15 protein-coding genes and 1 riboswitch are annotated in these 15,743 nt (G+C 46.3%); of the genes, 2 read left to right on the top strand and 13 right to left on the bottom strand.

Annotation, left to right across the window (positions count from 1 at the left end; genetic code table 11):
* Positions 1–311 precede the first annotated feature (311 nt).
* Complete coding sequence (locus SporoP32a_RS12105; protein ID WP_085428121.1) at positions 312–1,511, top strand: iron-containing alcohol dehydrogenase; 1,200 nt, start codon at positions 312–314, stop codon at positions 1,509–1,511.
* A 325-nt stretch (positions 1,512–1,836) separates the two neighbouring features.
* On the opposite strand, the gene SporoP32a_RS12100 is transcribed toward SporoP32a_RS12105, so the two are convergent.
* From SporoP32a_RS12100 to SporoP32a_RS12040, 13 genes are all read right to left on the bottom strand, one after another.
* Positions 1,837–2,418, bottom strand: coding sequence for a cob(I)yrinic acid a,c-diamide adenosyltransferase (locus SporoP32a_RS12100; RefSeq protein WP_085428120.1), 582 nt, complete (start codon positions 2,416–2,418; stop codon positions 1,837–1,839).
* A gap of 1 nt (position 2,419) precedes the next feature.
* The gene (locus SporoP32a_RS12095; protein WP_085429072.1) at positions 2,420–2,803 is read right to left on the bottom strand and encodes a bifunctional adenosylcobinamide kinase/adenosylcobinamide-phosphate guanylyltransferase; all 384 of its coding nucleotides are present in this window, start codon (positions 2,801–2,803) and stop codon (positions 2,420–2,422) included.
* Positions 2,755–3,348 (bottom strand): histidine phosphatase family protein, encoded by a 594-nt coding sequence (locus SporoP32a_RS12090; RefSeq protein ID WP_085428119.1) that lies wholly within the window; start codon positions 3,346–3,348, stop codon positions 2,755–2,757. Before SporoP32a_RS12090 ends, SporoP32a_RS12095 begins: the two co-directional genes overlap by 49 nt.
* Positions 3,309–4,073: an adenosylcobinamide-GDP ribazoletransferase gene (gene cobS / locus SporoP32a_RS12085; protein ID WP_085428118.1), complete on the bottom strand. Its 765-nt coding sequence runs from the start codon at positions 4,071–4,073 to the stop codon at positions 3,309–3,311. The genes SporoP32a_RS12090 and cobS overlap by 40 nt, the downstream gene beginning before the upstream one ends.
* Positions 4,074–4,085: 12 nt before the next feature.
* A complete protein-coding gene (locus tag SporoP32a_RS12080) occupies positions 4,086–4,904 on the bottom strand; it encodes a cobyric acid synthase (RefSeq protein ID WP_085428117.1) in 819 nt (272 codons plus the stop codon).
* Positions 4,901–5,473 (bottom strand): bifunctional adenosylcobinamide kinase/adenosylcobinamide-phosphate guanylyltransferase, encoded by a 573-nt coding sequence (locus tag SporoP32a_RS12075; RefSeq protein WP_085428116.1) that lies wholly within the window; start codon positions 5,471–5,473, stop codon positions 4,901–4,903. Before SporoP32a_RS12075 ends, SporoP32a_RS12080 begins: the two co-directional genes overlap by 4 nt.
* Entirely contained in the window at positions 5,455–6,528 is a 1,074-nt protein-coding gene (cobD, locus tag SporoP32a_RS12070) for a threonine-phosphate decarboxylase CobD (protein WP_085428115.1), read from the bottom strand. Before cobD ends, SporoP32a_RS12075 begins: the two co-directional genes overlap by 19 nt.
* Positions 6,515–7,468, bottom strand: coding sequence for an adenosylcobinamide-phosphate synthase CbiB (cbiB, locus tag SporoP32a_RS12065; RefSeq protein WP_085429071.1), 954 nt, complete (start codon positions 7,466–7,468; stop codon positions 6,515–6,517). The genes cobD and cbiB overlap by 14 nt, the downstream gene beginning before the upstream one ends.
* Complete coding sequence (locus SporoP32a_RS12060; RefSeq protein WP_085428114.1) at positions 7,468–8,940, bottom strand: adenosylcobinamide amidohydrolase; 1,473 nt, start codon at positions 8,938–8,940, stop codon at positions 7,468–7,470. Before SporoP32a_RS12060 ends, cbiB begins: the two co-directional genes overlap by 1 nt.
* A gap of 2 nt (positions 8,941–8,942) precedes the next feature.
* Positions 8,943–9,935 (bottom strand): FecCD family ABC transporter permease, encoded by a 993-nt coding sequence (locus SporoP32a_RS12055; protein WP_085428113.1) that lies wholly within the window; start codon positions 9,933–9,935, stop codon positions 8,943–8,945.
* A complete protein-coding gene (locus tag SporoP32a_RS12050; RefSeq protein WP_085428112.1) occupies positions 9,928–10,914 on the bottom strand; it encodes an ABC transporter substrate-binding protein in 987 nt (328 codons plus the stop codon). The genes SporoP32a_RS12055 and SporoP32a_RS12050 overlap by 8 nt, the downstream gene beginning before the upstream one ends.
* Positions 10,915–11,055: 141 nt before the next feature.
* Positions 11,056–11,184: riboswitch (cobalamin riboswitch) on the bottom strand.
* Between the two features lie 227 nt (positions 11,185–11,411).
* Complete coding sequence (gene argS, locus SporoP32a_RS12045) at positions 11,412–13,079, bottom strand: arginine--tRNA ligase (RefSeq protein ID WP_085428111.1); 1,668 nt, start codon at positions 13,077–13,079, stop codon at positions 11,412–11,414.
* Positions 13,076–13,492, bottom strand: coding sequence for a YwiB family protein (locus tag SporoP32a_RS12040; protein ID WP_085428110.1), 417 nt, complete (start codon positions 13,490–13,492; stop codon positions 13,076–13,078). The genes argS and SporoP32a_RS12040 overlap by 4 nt, the downstream gene beginning before the upstream one ends.
* Before the next feature lie 158 nt (positions 13,493–13,650).
* Here SporoP32a_RS12040 and SporoP32a_RS12035 point away from each other — a divergent pair, with 158 nt between their 5' ends.
* Positions 13,651–15,582, top strand: coding sequence for a transglycosylase domain-containing protein (locus tag SporoP32a_RS12035; RefSeq protein ID WP_232319524.1), 1,932 nt, complete (start codon positions 13,651–13,653; stop codon positions 15,580–15,582).
* Positions 15,583–15,743 lie beyond the last annotated feature (161 nt).

Raw genomic sequence — 15,743 nt, 5'->3', positions numbered from 1 at the left:
CTTTGAGTAGGTTGACTTTTCCAATCCTTTACCCCGTGAGTGCTGAAAGTGGTGAGTGAAGTTGTAAGTATGACGGGATGGAAGCTCCAGCTGGCGGACGCTTTCCTATGGGCCTGCATGAAGAGCCGTAACGAAGAACGGCTTTTGCGAGTAAAAGTGAAGCGTTGGAAGCACATCTTTTCACTTGAAATCCCCCATCAGCTTCACTTTTGAAATTATTCGCTTTTCACTATATATCAATATAGCAAATTCCCTTAATTAATGATAACGTTTTCATAATGTGCTGTGCGCATTGGAGAGGGGTTTTGGTTATGTATCGATTATACGCACGTTTATTTCAAAACGGGCTCAAGGCGGGTATGTACTTATTGCCATGGCGTGAACCTGAGCTACTCATTGGTCCTGGGAGCCTGGAGGGGCTTGCCGGTAAGGTGAAGAGTCTCGGAATTGGTAGCGTGCTGATTATTACAGACCGTGATATTGCGAAACTTGGTTTACTAGATGTCATGCTCGTTGGGCTTGATTCACTCGGCATCAAGTACTTAGTCTATGACAAGACGGTTGCGAACCCGACAATTGATAATATTGAGGAAGCGCGTGGGTTGTATCTAGCGAACGAATGCGAGGCGTTGATTGCGTTTGGTGGCGGGTCACCAATTGATTGCGCGAAAGCGGTCGGTGCACGCATTGCCAGACCCAATAAACATATTCCCGAACTGAAGGGTTTATTCCATGTGCGCAAGCGAATTCCGACGTTGTTTACGGTACCGACAACTGCAGGTACTGGAAGCGAAGCAACATTGGCCGCGGTGGTGACAAATAGCAGGACGCATGAGAAGTATGCGATCAGCGATACTTCATTGATTCCACATTACGCAGTGCTCGACCCCCTACTTACCATCAAGTTGCCACCTTCGATTACCGCTGCCACCGGTATTGATGCGTTGACACATGCAGTTGAGGCGTATATTGGTAACAGTAATACGAAGGAAACATGGAAAGATAGTCGCGAAGTGGTGCAGTTGGTGTTTGCAAATTTATATGAAGCGTATCGTAATGGTGAAAATCTAACTGCACGAACAAATATGCAGTGGGCTTCTTATTTGGCTGGAAAGGCATTCACACGGGCGTACGTAGGCAATGTGCATGCAATTGCACATACACTCGGCGGATTTTATAATATACCGCATGGATTAGCGAATGCAATTATCTTGCCACACGTGCTCGAGTATTATGGAAAAACTGTCTATGAGCCCCTCTCAGAGTTGGCTGATTTAATTGGAATTACGAGTCGTTCGGATACGAAACGAATGAAGGCGGAGAAGTTTATTGAGGAAATTCGCATGTTGAACCGTTTGATGGGGATCCCTGAGCAGGTGGAAGGGATCGTGAAGAAAGATATTCCGCTGATGGTCGAACGAGCGGCATCTGAAGCCAATCCGTTGTACCCCGTGCCGAAGATTTTGAGTATGAGAGAGTTTGCGAAGTTGTATGATGTGATTCGAGTGTGATTGTGGGAGTTGATAGAGCGCTTGGACGTCTGCATAGAGCGGATATGTGGCGCGATAGAGCACTCAAACGTCCGCATAGAGCGGTCACGCGGCCTGATAGAGCACTCGAACGTCCGCATAGAGCGGTCACGCGGCCTGATAGAGCACTCAAACATCCGCATAGAGCGGTCACGCGGCCAGATTGAGCACTCAGATGTCCGCATAGAGCGGTCACGCGGCCTGATAGAGCACTCAAACATCCGCATAGAGCGGTCACGCCACTCAATAGAGCGACACACAAAAACAGGGATGACAGCTTCAGCCTGTCATCCCTTTTCCCCTGCAATTACTTATCTTTTTTCTCACTTGTGCGGAATACTTTGGCACTGCGGACATATTCGTTGTCTGCAATTCCTAGACGTGCGTTTACAATGCGTGCCGCTACGAATAGGTAATCCGAAAGACGGTTTAAGTAGCGCACGACGACTGGTGAAACGTCGTCTGCTGCGTTCATTAGTGTAACCGTCACGCGTTCTGCTCGGCGGGTTACGGTACGCGCGATGTGCAATGTTGCAGCAGCTGGTGATCCTCCAGGTAGGATGAAGCGTTCGAGTTCAGGTGCTTCTTCCATCAACTTGTCGATTCGTTGCTCGAGAACTGTGATCGGCTCTTCGTCGAGCTTGTAGTGGCGTTCTTTCATGACGTTCGCCAAGTCACCGCCACCGTCGAATAATTCATTTTGGATAGTTTCAAGGTCAGTTAGGATGTCCGCGAATTTCTCTGTGTCGAGTTCCGTCATCGCCTTGCCGACGAATGAATTCAGTTCATCGATCGTGCCGTATGCTTCGACGCGCAAGTCGTCTTTTGCTACGCGTCCTCCAATTAAAGCCGTTGTTCCCTTATCGCCCGTTCTCGTATAAATTTTCATTTCACTTCACTCCTTTGATTGTGTGTGGAATACCGTACCAAATTCTTGTGACGTTTGTTGCTTCCGCAAATAAGTGTTGATATAACCGGCCGCACCGATCGCGAAGGTCTCGCTGTTTGGCGTCAAGAGGAACGATGCCACGACCCATGTCGGTTAGAATAAAAACTGTGTCGGAGCTAATTATTTGCTGTACAGCATCGCGTGCTTCTGCCTCCGTTTTATCGGTATGCATCAACCACTCATGTAAGCCACTAATAACAAGTGATTCACTAGGCTTGGCCGTCGCGGTTGTATCCATTGTACAGAAACATGCCGCCTTGTCACCAATCCAACGTCTTACATAGTCTGTTTTGCCGTTATAGGCACCTCCGATAAAGACGTGCATGGCTTCCCCTCCTTGAACTCTTCCTTACTAGCCCACTCGAGTTGCCAGATTGAGCCGTTCGATACATCCCAGTCCCAAAATGATCGGTCGTCTTGCGTGAACGTATCAAGCACTACCCGGATCACGCCGCCATGTGTCACGACAACCGAGTCATTGGGTAATTCGGCTAACGCATCCAGCACGCGTGACTTTACGTGTCCCAAGCTTTCGCCGTTGCGTGGCGGTACATGCCACGGATCATTCAGCCAATTACGATAGTCGGGATCATTTTTTAATTGCGCATAAGTCTTGCCTTCAAAATCTCCGAAATTACATTCTCTTACGCGCGGATCCGCTTCAAAAGTCGCTTGTGGGAAATAGATGGCGGCCGTTTGAATCGTTCTCTTTAAATCACTGCAAAAAACATGTGGCACAGCGACCGGAAAATCGATTGGATCTCCTTCATTTGAAATCAAATCACAATCCGTCCAGCCGCAGTATTGCCCATTTCCGTTCGAAGTCGATTTTAAATGCCGGATGAGAAATAAACGATAAGGACGAGCCATAATAAAACCTCCATTCCTTCAATAAATGCACCGCATAGATCCCCTGTAACACCGCCAAAATGTTTGATCGTCCAGCGATTATATAGCCAAATAGACAAGCAAATCACGAGTAGCAAGACGGGAATTAGTACAAATGAACGGTATTGAATACTTACTAAAACCACTGTCACGATGCTGATTGTGCTTGAAGCGAGCAACATGCGTCCACGTAGGAAATGATTTTTGAAAAAGTATGCTATACCACTTGTTTTTGCGGTTTTCGTCAGCGTGTAATACGCGACTAAAGCTGCGCGAGAAAGAATCGGCACCGCCACGAGCAATACCCAACCGTTTGCGAGCTGTAGGATTTCAATGAACAGACCGATTTTCAAACAGAGTAAAACGAGTAGCGACAACGTGCCGAACGCACCGAGCCGGGGGTCATCCATAATTGTCAAACGTTTTTCCCGATCCTGATAGGAAAAGAACGCATCACCAAGGTCGGCAAAGCCATCTACATGTAAGCCGCCCGTTGCGATCAGTCCTGCCAGCAAGATCAGTACAGCCGCAAGAAAACTATTGAAATCACTCGTTATGTATGCAACTCCCGCGAGTAACAGTCCAATACCACCACCGACAAACGGCAAAGCGATATACATGCCCGATACTTCCTTTTTCCCGAGCGGTAACTCTTTATGGACAGGCAGCGACGTGAAAAATTGGAGCGCTAGTAAAATGCTATTCATCTTCTCGCTCCTTTACTCCAACATGGTCTGAATTAACGGCCAATTGATATGTTTTTTTACGTGAGTAGCCCATTGTTCGTAAACATCTATACCTTCCATTGCGGGAAGCGTCTCCCGGTCCATATCCTCTTCTGGTATGCCATGGTTTTCTAGGATGGGTATGACCCCTACAACGGGAATACCTGTATAGTCTTCAATGAACTGTACCCCATCTTCGAAATAAGAGGCGTCCCCATAAAACTTATTGATGATTATACCTTTGATGCGTCGACGTCGTTCTTCCGATAGTAATTGCAGTGTGCCAATAATCGATGCAAAAGCACCGCCTTTAGAAATGTCCGCTACGAGCAGGACCGGTACATCTGCGAGCTCTGCTACGCGCATATTCGTTAGCTCACGATCCATCAAATTCACTTCTGCAGTACTTCCTGCCCCTTCAATAATTAGCATGTCGTAGTGATCGGATAAATAATCTAGTGCTTGCTGAATGGTTTCGAGTCCTTTATCGAACCACTCTTTTCGAAAGTATTGTCCGTCTACCCTCTCGAGTGGTACGCCCATAAATAGAACATCTGCCTTCATGTCTTCTCCCGGCTTCATCAATATCGGATTCATTTCAACAATTGGTTCCGTGCGAGCCGCTTCTGCTTGCTGAAATTGAGATCGGCTGATTTCACGTCCGTCTGCTAGTGTTTCGGAGAAGCCTGACATGTTTTGTGATTTGAAAGGTGCTACTTGAACGCCTTCATTCGAAAACAATCGGCATAGTGCAGTGCAAATCATCGTCTTGCCGACATCTGAAGCTGTGCCGACGATCATTAATCCGTTCATAACTTCTCACCTTTCCAAACAATTGGAATCCCGTGGTCCATCTCAATCGCCTGGTCTGCTAGCTCAACGATTCGCTGATGCAATGTGCCGATCGTTTGGCGGTAGATTTCCGTCTCTTCTCCGTATCGCACCCACTCATCGAGGACTTCGTTAGATACGATGACTAGATGAGCGACGACTTCGTTCATTTGCATAATCGTATGAAGTAATTGTTTCTGTTTTTGTTCCAAGCACCCTGGGCGATGAACGCAAGGTGTGCCTTCTTCGTACCCTTCGTACAATTCATTGGCGAGCCAAGTTGTCAGACAATCCCAAAGTACAAGATCACCCGGTTGCAAAAACGGCAACGCTTCATGGAGATTCTTCGGTTGTTCAATCGTAAGCCAGTCCGCGTCTCGGCGATCTTCTTTATGCTTATCGATCCGTTGCTTCATTTCGTCATCAGATGCTATGCCGGATGCGATATAGACAAGACGGCCTGCTGATTGATCCGTAAGAAGACGTTCTGCATACGCACTTTTCCCACTACGCGCTCCACCACTGATGAATGTTACTGTTCCTTGAACCATTGATCCATCGCCTCCCGCAGTGTGTCCATCATCTTTTCGGACTTCATGCCAATACGTAACCAGCGTCCATCCATCCCGCGGAAGTTTTCCGAATGGCGAAGGACGATGCCTTGTTTTAATAAATCGTGATAAAGTTTTTTCCCATCTTGTTTCGGTTTCATGACGAGATAATTTGCTGAGGAATCAAGTACTTTGCAATCATGTGAGCGCAAAAACTGTTTCATCTTCAATCGTTCTCTTTGTGCGTGTTGAATCGCTTGCTCACGATAAGCGTCTTCACGCAAACACCATACACCGATTTCAGCGGCGAGCCCGTTCACATGCCAATGTGACGCCCGCAGTTTCAGCGATTCGATACGCTCAGGATGGGCGATCAAATATCCTAAACGAATACCCGGAATCGCGTACATTTTCGTCATCGAACGTACTATCAACAAGTTCGGATAGTTAGCCACTTGCGAAATGAAGGACTTTGCTTCATCGACGAAATCAATGAATGCTTCATCCAGAACGACGTCTGTTCCGCTATTTTTAGCGGCTTCTATAATCTTCAGTAACTCACTTTTTGTAGGCAATATCCCCGTCGGATTATTCGGTGTGCAAATATAGATTGCATTCACTTTTGGTAACGACTCAAGAATACGCTGCATGGGCAATTGAAAACCGTCTGTCTCATTAGCCTGAAGCGATACTACTTCCGCTCCGTTCGCTATAAGCGTAGCACGATACTCAGAGAACGTGGGGTCAATTAGCAGCACCCGTTTACCCTGGTAATGCCCAGCCAATAACGATAGAAGTTCCGCTGCACCGTTACCAACGAGTACTTGTCGTTCTTCGACTTGATGAAAAGTCGAAACCGCAAAAAGGAAAGGCTGTCCGTCCGGATCTGGGTAGCTGTTGAGCGTAGTGAGTAATTCTGGCCAAGCCTCCACTATGGATGGCGGTGGCCCTACCGGATTACAGTTTTCACTAAAATCGAGCACTTCTTCAGGCAGGGGAATATTCATTGATGCATATAATCGTTTGCTGTTCGCGCCATGTTCAGGCAATCGCATAGAAAATCCCTCCTAGTACTGTGCCTAGCGACCAGAATGTCCAAGACACAAGTTGCATTTGATAGGTAGCGGAGCGGATATGTTCTTTATTCGCAATGACTGCCGGACCAAGTATCGCCCGTTTTGATACTACACCTCGATATGTACTACTACCGCCTAACTGAATATTGAGTTGCCAAGCAGTAGCCGCTTCCAGATAGCCACTATTGGGGCTCATATGCTTTTTGGCATCACCTAACCAACCGCTAATCCGCTGTTTCAATGAATGTCCGCCTTCATTTGGAGTGAACAATAGAATAAGCAATCCTGTAATTCTTGAAGGGATCCAGTTAAAGAGATCATCCATACGCGCTGAAACTTTTCCAAATTCACGATAGCGCTCATCTTTATAGCCAATCATGGAATCGAGTGTATTGACCGCTTTATATAGCCATAAGCCAGGTGCACCAAGCAAGAATGCCCAAAATAACGGAGCGGTGACACCGTCAGACGTGTTTTCTGAAACAGTTTCGATCGTGGCGCGTGATATTTCACTCTCATCGAGCTTCTTCGTATCCCTACCCACAATCCAACTTAGTTTCTCACGTGCTTCTTTCAAACCTTTAGATTGTAATGGTTTGTAAACTTCAAGCGCTGCATCACGCAAACTTTTTTGTGCAAGTCCTGCCGCAATAAGCAACGCTTCGACTGCGATACCTACTAGCAAATGAAGACGATAGGCGATACTGACGAGCCAAATCACGAGTAGAAACGTTGTCATGCAAACAAACAGCCAGAGTATGGCACCTTTAATTGTACGCATGCGACCTTTATTCAACAGCTTCGTCAAGTTTCCAATTGTCGTACCGAGCAACTTCACGGGATGCGGCCAGTTGGGTGGATCTCCGATGAGACGGTCGAGCACCATGCCGATCGCGATCGCAATGAAATGAGCAGGAATCATCTGTCATCACCTACTGCTAAACGATAGGAGTGAATAGCCCGCACTGTACACTCGTAAACGCCTTTACCAATCAGTTTTCCGAGTTGCGTAATCGGTCCGGCATAAGGCAAATACGTTCCTTGCTGTGTAGACGCAATCAACAGACTGTCGGTCGATGTACCGGTTGCTAGCGTTCCAGACTCGGGATCCTTCACTTTCTCGTCTTGCAGTGCTTTCACTTTCGCTTCGGTCGCTGTGATCAACGCCTGAACGAACCCTTCCTCACTTAATTCGCCATTAATGAATACCCACGTATTGATTGTACCGATGTACGGAATATCTTCTCGTAACCAAGACTTCGAGACGTCGACAGCGTTTCCAATACCCGCTGTTACTACTACAACGATTGAACCGAATTCCCCTTCGTATTCTTCGACTTCAACATGTTCAGGACTGACTGCAGTCATCATGGCGACCGTGTCTGTTAGATGATAACCTAGCGCGCGCAAGTATTCGGTGTTCTCGCGCTGTACATCATCGATCATATAATCCGCACGTACACCTCGATTGACAAACGTCCGGTACCAGCCAAGGCCTGCATTATGTACTGCAGAGGAAATCGTCTTCAGCGGCTGGCTTGATTGCAATAATACGTGATCTCGCTGAATCGAAACGTCTGCTTTCTTTACACAAAACAGCTCCACCTTTTCTTGCAAGTTCGGCAATAGCGTCATTTGAGGCTTCGGCATTTCGGGGTGCGGTTGTGTTTTAACGCGCGCATTGTACACTTCATGAATTTCTTGTTCGAGTACGACATCTTGCGGCACGCCGATCGATGCGACTTCCCCGTTCTTCAACAACAACAAGCGATCACAATAGAGAGCAGCCAAGTTAATGTCGTGAAAGACCGAGATGACCGTGATCCCCTTCTGTCTTGCTTGATTGCGGATTGTATCGAGCAATTGTTGCTGGTGCGCGATATCAAGATGGTTCGTTGGTTCATCCAATAATAAAATAGGCGCTTGCTGAGCGAGTGCTTGGGCAACGAATACGCGCTGTTGCTCGCCCCCTGATAATAATTCAATTGGAGTATTTTCATATCGTGTGACGCCTGTATGGTGCATCGCTTCCTGTACAGCTTGCTCGTCCAGCTCCGACCAACTCGAGAAAATTCCTGACTGATATGGATAACGGCCGAGTGCCACGGTGTCTTTCACTGTATGCGAAAACGCATGGGCATGGAGTTGTGGAAGGACCGCTACTTGTTGGGCAAATTGCTTTTGTGTATACGCACCAGAAGGCTTTCCAGCTATCATTACCTTGCCGCTTTGTTTCGGCAAAATTCCCGAAATAATCTTCAATAACGTCGATTTACCACTACCATTCGGACCTAAAATCCCAAGAACTTCTCCTTTTTCCACGTGGAACGACACATTTCGCACAATCGGTTCCTTGCCGTAGCCTCCCGATAAATTTTCCACTTGCAACATGGTCACATCGCTCCTTTTCTACGCTGTTTATAAAAGATATAAGCAAACACCGGAGCGCCAATGAATGCCGTAATGACACCGACCGGTAATTCAGCCGGCGAAATAATCGTTCGTGCTACAAGATCACAAATGATGAGTAACGAGGCCCCATTGAATAAGGATAACGGTAGAACGTGTCGATGATCGGAACCCCAAAGCATCCGTGTCATATGCGGTACAACTAAGCCGACGAAGCCAATTGTTCCCGACACCGCCACGGCAGAACCCGTCAACACCGAACCACCAAGCAGAATCATTAACTTACGTTGTTTTACATTGACTCCAAGGTGATGCGCACGTTCTTCACCAAATAGTAAAGCATTCAATTCGCGACGATTCAGCCACAACATGAACGATCCGATGATGAAAAATGGCAGAACCATCGTAATATATTTCCATCCACGCATCGATACGCTACCAAGCAACCAACCTACAATTTGGCGGAGTTCTTCTTGCGTTAATGCAATCATCAGCGACAGTACCGAGCCAAGGAATGAACCAAATATGATTCCTGTTAATATAATCGTTTCCATTTTCATTGAACGGTCAACCAGACGCGCGAAACCGATTACTAGAAACATCGTCACTGCGGCACCGATCATACTAAATACGGGTAAGGTGAATGCGCCAAGTACCGGTAGCGAAATACCAAAAAAGAGTGTGATCACGGCGCCGACAGAGGCACCGGATGACACTCCGAGGGTGTAAGGATCAGCTAATGGATTTTTCAGTAGCCCTTGGAAAGCGGCTCCTGAAATAGCAAGTGATGCACCGACAATTCCTGCCAGTAATACACGCGGCATCCGGATCTTCCACAATATATTACTTGCAGTCGCATCTGAATGATTCCATAGCGTCTCTATTGGTATTTTCACTGTACCGATCGATACGCCGAGCCAGATTGCCACAAGCAATGTGGCAATCGACACGACATAGGCGAGAGCGGTTTTATTCACCGAATACCTCAGGATAGATTGCTTTCGCAAATAATTCTAATCCATCAGCTAAACGTGGACCTGTACGGCTTGTGATATCTTCATCCAGTTGAATGACTTGATCTTCTTTGATCGCAGTCACCGCATCAAACCCGTCACGCGTTTTAATATTTTCTACAACGTTTGGAACGTAGCTATACATAGCCAAAATAACATCCGGATTTTCATCTACAATCGTTTCAGGGCTGATCATAATCCAACCTTCTTCTGTCACGATGTTTTCAGCGTGAATCATATCCAAGAATTGCTGTGGGAACGTCCCTTTTCCTGGTGTATAGATCTCAGGTGCATCGGAGTTTTCAACAAACACGCGCTTCTTGTCTGTAATATCCGCTGCTTTCTTTTCGATATCTGCAATTTTTGTTTTCATATCTTCGACGATTTGATTAGCTTCTGCATTTTTGTCCATCACTTCACCAATCATTTCAATCGATGCATACGTCTCGTCAAATGTACCCGCATTCGGAACGACGATCACTGGAATGCCAGCGTCACGAATTTGGTTCAAACCTTCTTCACTTGAACCCATCATCATTTCGTGTGCAAATACTGCTTCTGGCTGCAATGAAATCACTTTTTCCACATTGACCGTGAAGTCCCCTACTGTATCAAGTTCTGCTACTTCTTCAGGAAAGTCATCGTTTTCTGTTACAGCGATTACTTTATCTCCTGCATCGATACCAAATAAAATTTCTGTGTTGCTTGGAATTAATGAAATTACAGTTTCAGGTGCTTGTTCCAATGTAATTTCTTCGCCCGCTGCATCTGTCAGCGTATATGGATAACTTGTTGTATCCGTTGATTGTGTATCTGTTTTCGTTTCTTCGCCAGCTGGATTTTCATCTGCCGGTGTTTCTTCTTTTTTGCTGTCGTTGCCGCATGCTGCAAGTACAAGTACCGCAAGCATCGCCATCAGCAAAAGTTGCCAAAACTTCTTCATGTGTGTTCCTCCTTTGATATGTGTGTTTCATTACGCGATCCGCAGACATTAAAAAAACCCTTCGATAGGTCGAAGGATGAGGTGGGATGAAATCAGGGTGTGATTTCTTCCACTGTACCTATCCTCGTAGGTTGCTGCGGAACTTCATTTTCTTAAAAAGGCAGGTGACCTGGCTTGTGCATAGCACGTACAGTGGCGGGACCGCATCGGATTTGAACCGATTTCGCTTTTCATCTCGTTAATTAGAGAACCTTTTCGAAAGATATGTAATTATGACTTATTATAGCGATAATAGTGTTGGTTGTACAGGGGGTAGGCGGAGATTGAAACGTGTTTGGGAGTGAGGCTCCAGCAGGGGGACGCTTTCCTGAGGGGCCGCGATGAGCCCTCCCGAACGCGTCCGCCTGGAACGCAGCGAAACGTTGCTCTCCCCTTCCTCCTCAAAAAGCGAAAACAAAAAAGCCAAGCAGTAAACCCGCTTGGCCACTTTCAATATATTACATTCTTTCAGGTGCTTCGACGCCTACCAATTTCAACGCATTCGCAATCGTCGTTTTCGTTGCCGTAATCAAAGCCAAGCGTGCTTCGGAAAGCTCCTTGTTCTCAGGATCCAACACTTTGTTCGCATTATAGAAACTATGGAAGCTTGCTGCTAGCTCTTGGATATACGTCGTCACACGGTGCGGTGCACGCATGCGAGCCGAGTCGCTAATGAGTTTTGGGAAATCTCCAAGCTTCTTCAACAACTCTAATTCTTTTTCATCTTGCAATAGCGTGACGTTCTCTGTCGACGCCACTACGTTTTGCTCTTTCGCCTGACGCAAGATCGAACAAATACGTGCGTGCGCATATTGTGCGTAGTACACAGGGTTTTCATTGGATTTGGAAACAGCCAAGTCCAAGTCGAAGTCCATTTGTGCATCACCTGAGCGCATCGCGAAGAAATAACGTACAGCGTCTAGGCCGACTTCTTCTACGAGTTCACGTAGTGTGACCGCTTTTCCTGTGCGCTTGCTCATCTTGAACTTTTCTCCGTCTTTATACAGCTGAACCATTTGCGCCACTTCTACTTCTAGCGTATCGCGATCATAGCCAAGTGCTTGAATCGCTGCTTTCATACGCGGAATATAGCCATGATGGTCTGCTCCCCAGATGTTTATGAGTTTATCAAATCCGCGACTCAGTTTATCTTGATGATAAGCGATATCCGGAGTTAAGTATGTGAATGAACCGTCTTGTTTGATCAGTACACGGTCTTTGTCGTCACCAAATGTAGTCGAGCGGAACCAAGTTGCACCGTCTTCTTCATAGACATGGCCATTTTCACGAAGTTTAGTAAGCGCAACCTCGATCTTGCCGTTGTTATATAGAGATGTTTCCGAGAACCAGTGGTCGAAATGAACGCGGAAATCTGCCAAGTCTTTTTTCAGTTTGTCCAATTCGATATTCAAGCCGTGCTCACGGAAAAATGCAAGTCGCTCTTCTTCTGACACATGGACGTACTTGTCGCCATATTGTTCAACGAGGCCTTTTGCGATTGTGATGATATCTGCACCGCGATAGCCGTCTTCTGGCATTTCTTTTTCTAATCCAAGCGCTTCGAAATACCGAACGTCAATAGATAACGCTAAGTTATTTATTTGATTACCCGCATCATTGATATAGTATTCGCGCGCTACGTCATAGCCTGCTTTATCGAGAATATTACACAATGAATCCCCTAGTGAAGCCCCGCGTGCGTGCCCTAAGTGCAAGTCGCCTGTTGGGTTTGCTGAGACAAATTCAACTTGGATCTTCTGTTGCTGTCCGCTGTCTGAACGTCCGTAATCCGCTCCTTGGTCAAGGACAGATTTCACGATATCTCCAAGACTGTCTGTTTTCAAACGGATATTGAGGAAACCAGGTCCAGCAATTTCGATAGAGTCGATTGCGGTGTTCGTCGTATCCAAGTTCTCTAGAATACTTTCCGCAATTGCACGTGGTGGTTTTTTCGCTAGTTTCGTCAACTGCATCGCAATGTTCGCTGCATAGTCTCCATTTTCTTTACTTCTTGGTGATTCCAGTTTGATTTCTGGAATATCTGCACCTTCTACTAGTTGTGCTTTTTCAATGGCTTGGTGCAATGCTTCTTTAATTTCATGTTGAATCTGCTCTACTGCATTCATTGTGTTACCTCCGAGTAGGTTATTGTCAAATGGTATTTCCCTAATAAACTTTCATCTGAATGTAAGTCGTACGCTACCGTAAAGCGTCCAGGTACCCACTCCAGTTGATTCGTACGAACGGCTAAATCCATAACTGCAGGACCATTGCCATATGTACCGAAGCGTATGTCATCCTGTCTGAAAGGCAATCGCATCTGTACGCCGCCCTTGCGCATGATGAAGGCATCTTCAGCATGTAATTTCACGGTCGTCCGGACTGCTGGCATACCTTCAGTTCGTTCTTCAAATAATAAATACGCCTGTCCTTTTTTCTCAATGATTTCACCAGTTGCCTGCATCGTATGCGTTTCTGCTTGCTGATCTGGATGTTGAATAACGGAACGGAGCTGAACTTGCATTTTTAGCGCTTCCATTCGTTCACCGCCTTAAGTAAATATATCCACTCATTATACACTTCTTCCGACACCAGTTTCAATGTTACGCATCTAAACTTTTCTCACAGTCCGTTTAATCCGTCCAGAACCGTACCATACTGTCAAAAGACACTGAATGGAACGGGATGTGATGAGCAATGAAACGTACCGATTATATAAAATCAACAAATCGCAGAAAGTGGAAAAGGGTTGCATTATCCCTGTCGATCACGTCCATAGCTGCAATCGTAACTGTCTTAATCGCCCTTCGAATATATGCTCAAGTACTTGGTGCTCCTTCACTGAGCGTACCAAAGGCTTCATTGTTCCTCGATCATAGTGGACATCAGATCGGGGATCATTTTTCACAACATCGACGTTATTGGATGAAGCTGTCCGATATATCCCCTTTTCTTACGGAAGCTTTTGTAGCAACGGAAGACAAGAAATTTTATTCACATAATGGATTCGATTATAAACGACTTGCTGGTGCAGTTCTGAAAGACGTCAAAACAATGAGTAAGGCACAAGGTGCGAGTACGATTACCATGCAATATGCGCGGAATTTGTATTTGACGCACGAAAAGTCTTGGACACGGAAAATCCATGAAGCGCTGTTTGCTTATCGACTGGAAATTTTCTATGACAAGGATACGATTTTGGAAGGTTATTTAAATACCGTCTACTTCGGGCATGGAATGTACGGCGTGGAAGCGGCTAGTCGATTTTATTTCTCCAAAGCCGCGAAAGAGCTGACATTGGAAGAAGCCGCTACGATTGCAGCCATCGCAAAAGGACCTTCCGTTTATTCACCTTTAGATAACCCAGAGAATTCTCGCAACCGCCAACTTCTCGTACTTGATCAAATGGAGGAATATGATTATATTTCAACTGCGCAAAAGGAACGCGCGGTCGAAGAAAGAATCGTGCTGAAGACAGAGAGTTGGAAAGATATGAAACAAGTGGCTCCATACTTTTTGGATGCTGCATGGCAACAGGCGGAAGACATCCTCGCGTCTAAAGGGCGAGTACCTGCTGAAGGTGGCTGGCAAATCCGAACGACGTTGAATCAACAGCACCAGCAAGCAGCGGAACAAGCCATTAAACAAGCGATGCCTGCAAATGATCTGCAAGTTGGATTCATTTCTATGGCTGCTGACACGGGATTCGTCACGTCGATGATCGGTGGTGTGGATTTTGGTGATAGCTCCTTCAACCGTGTGACACAAGCGAAACGTCAGCCGGGATCTGCGATGAAGCCGATTCTCTATGCGGCTGCGCTCGAAAAAGGGATGAATCCGTTAACCTTTATGACAGCAGAAAAGACGCTATTTACGTATGACGACGGTCGTTCAACCTACGAGCCGAGCAATATTAACGGAGAATTTGCGGCGAAGCCGATTTCATTAGCACAGGCGATTGCGATATCGGATAATATTTATGCAGTCAAAACGCTTGAGCAGGTCGGTTACAAGCCATATACGAAAATGGCGCAGCGACTTGGCGTCGATGTCGCGTTTCCTGAATCCCCAGCGGTCGCGCTCGGAACTTCAGATGTGACATTGCTTGAGATGACGACAGCGTATAATCGCATTGCGTCAAAAGGTAAACAAGTCGAACCTCAATTGATTCTATCGATTACGGATGCGAACGGAAAACTGGTATATGAGCATTCTTCAAAAAAACCGAAGCAAGTGATGTCGGAACAAGACACGTTTGTGCTGACGCATTTAATGACAGGTATGTTCGACCCCGTCTTTAATGATTATTTAACTTCTACAGGATTGTCGATGCGCCCGAAACAAACACGACCTTATGCAGCGAAGTCGGGAACAACGATATCCGATCAGTATTTAATTGGATTCTCTCCCACCTTGACAGCGGGCATCTGGACAGGCTTCGACCGCGGCAAACAGCTCGAGGACTTGGAAGATAAGTCTGTCTCCAAAAAAGTCTGGATTGATTTCATGGAAGCCGCGCATGAAGGGACAGCCCCACAGCCATTCCTCCCCCTTCTGGCGTGCAAGGTGTCATTGTCGATATCGAAACTGGCGGAATTGCAGTCAATGAGTGTCCAAAACAACGATTAGTCTATGTGAAGGATAAGGATGTTCCGAAAAAGTTATGTACGGATCGCTCGTTGAGAGAACAACATTCTGGAGAAGAGGAAAATTCTAAAATGGAGTTGTTCCCGTTTTCGTTTTTTGAGTGATGATGAGTGAAGTGATAGTGAGGATGGGATGAGCTAAGA

Origin of the sequence: Sporosarcina ureae (assembly GCF_002109325.1) — a bacterium.
In the GTDB taxonomy this organism is placed as follows: domain Bacteria; phylum Bacillota; class Bacilli; order Bacillales_A; family Planococcaceae; genus Sporosarcina; species Sporosarcina ureae_C.
The sequence above is the reverse complement of the archived record's forward strand: the minus strand, read 5'-3'. Positions and strand labels throughout refer to the sequence as shown.

Bases quoted from the DNA above. Each gene is read 5' to 3' on its own strand.
- SporoP32a_RS12105 (WP_085428121.1), top strand. From the start codon at position 312: ATGTATCGATTATACGCACGTTTATTTCAAAACGGGCTCAAGGCGGGT.
- SporoP32a_RS12100 (WP_085428120.1), bottom strand. From the start codon at position 2,418: ATGAAAATTTATACGAGAACGGGCGATAAGGGAACAACGGCTTTAATT.
- SporoP32a_RS12095 (WP_085429072.1), bottom strand. From the start codon at position 2,803: ATGCACGTCTTTATCGGAGGTGCCTATAACGGCAAAACAGACTATGTA.
- SporoP32a_RS12090 (WP_085428119.1), bottom strand. From the start codon at position 3,348: ATGGCTCGTCCTTATCGTTTATTTCTCATCCGGCATTTAAAATCGACT.
- cobS (WP_085428118.1), bottom strand. From the start codon at position 4,073: ATGAATAGCATTTTACTAGCGCTCCAATTTTTCACGTCGCTGCCTGTC.
- SporoP32a_RS12080 (WP_085428117.1), bottom strand. From the start codon at position 4,904: ATGAACGGATTAATGATCGTCGGCACAGCTTCAGATGTCGGCAAGACG.
- SporoP32a_RS12075 (WP_085428116.1), bottom strand. From the start codon at position 5,473: ATGGTTCAAGGAACAGTAACATTCATCAGTGGTGGAGCGCGTAGTGGG.
- cobD (WP_085428115.1), bottom strand. From the start codon at position 6,528: ATGCGATTGCCTGAACATGGCGCGAACAGCAAACGATTATATGCATCA.
- SporoP32a_RS12060 (WP_085428114.1), bottom strand. From the start codon at position 8,940: ATGTTGCAAGTGGAAAATTTATCGGGAGGCTACGGCAAGGAACCGATT.
- SporoP32a_RS12050 (WP_085428112.1), bottom strand. From the start codon at position 10,914: ATGAAGAAGTTTTGGCAACTTTTGCTGATGGCGATGCTTGCGGTACTT.
- argS (WP_085428111.1), bottom strand. From the start codon at position 13,079: ATGAATGCAGTAGAGCAGATTCAACATGAAATTAAAGAAGCATTGCAC.
- SporoP32a_RS12040 (WP_085428110.1), bottom strand. From the start codon at position 13,492: ATGGAAGCGCTAAAAATGCAAGTTCAGCTCCGTTCCGTTATTCAACAT.
- SporoP32a_RS12035 (WP_232319524.1), top strand. From the start codon at position 13,651: ATGAAACGTACCGATTATATAAAATCAACAAATCGCAGAAAGTGGAAA.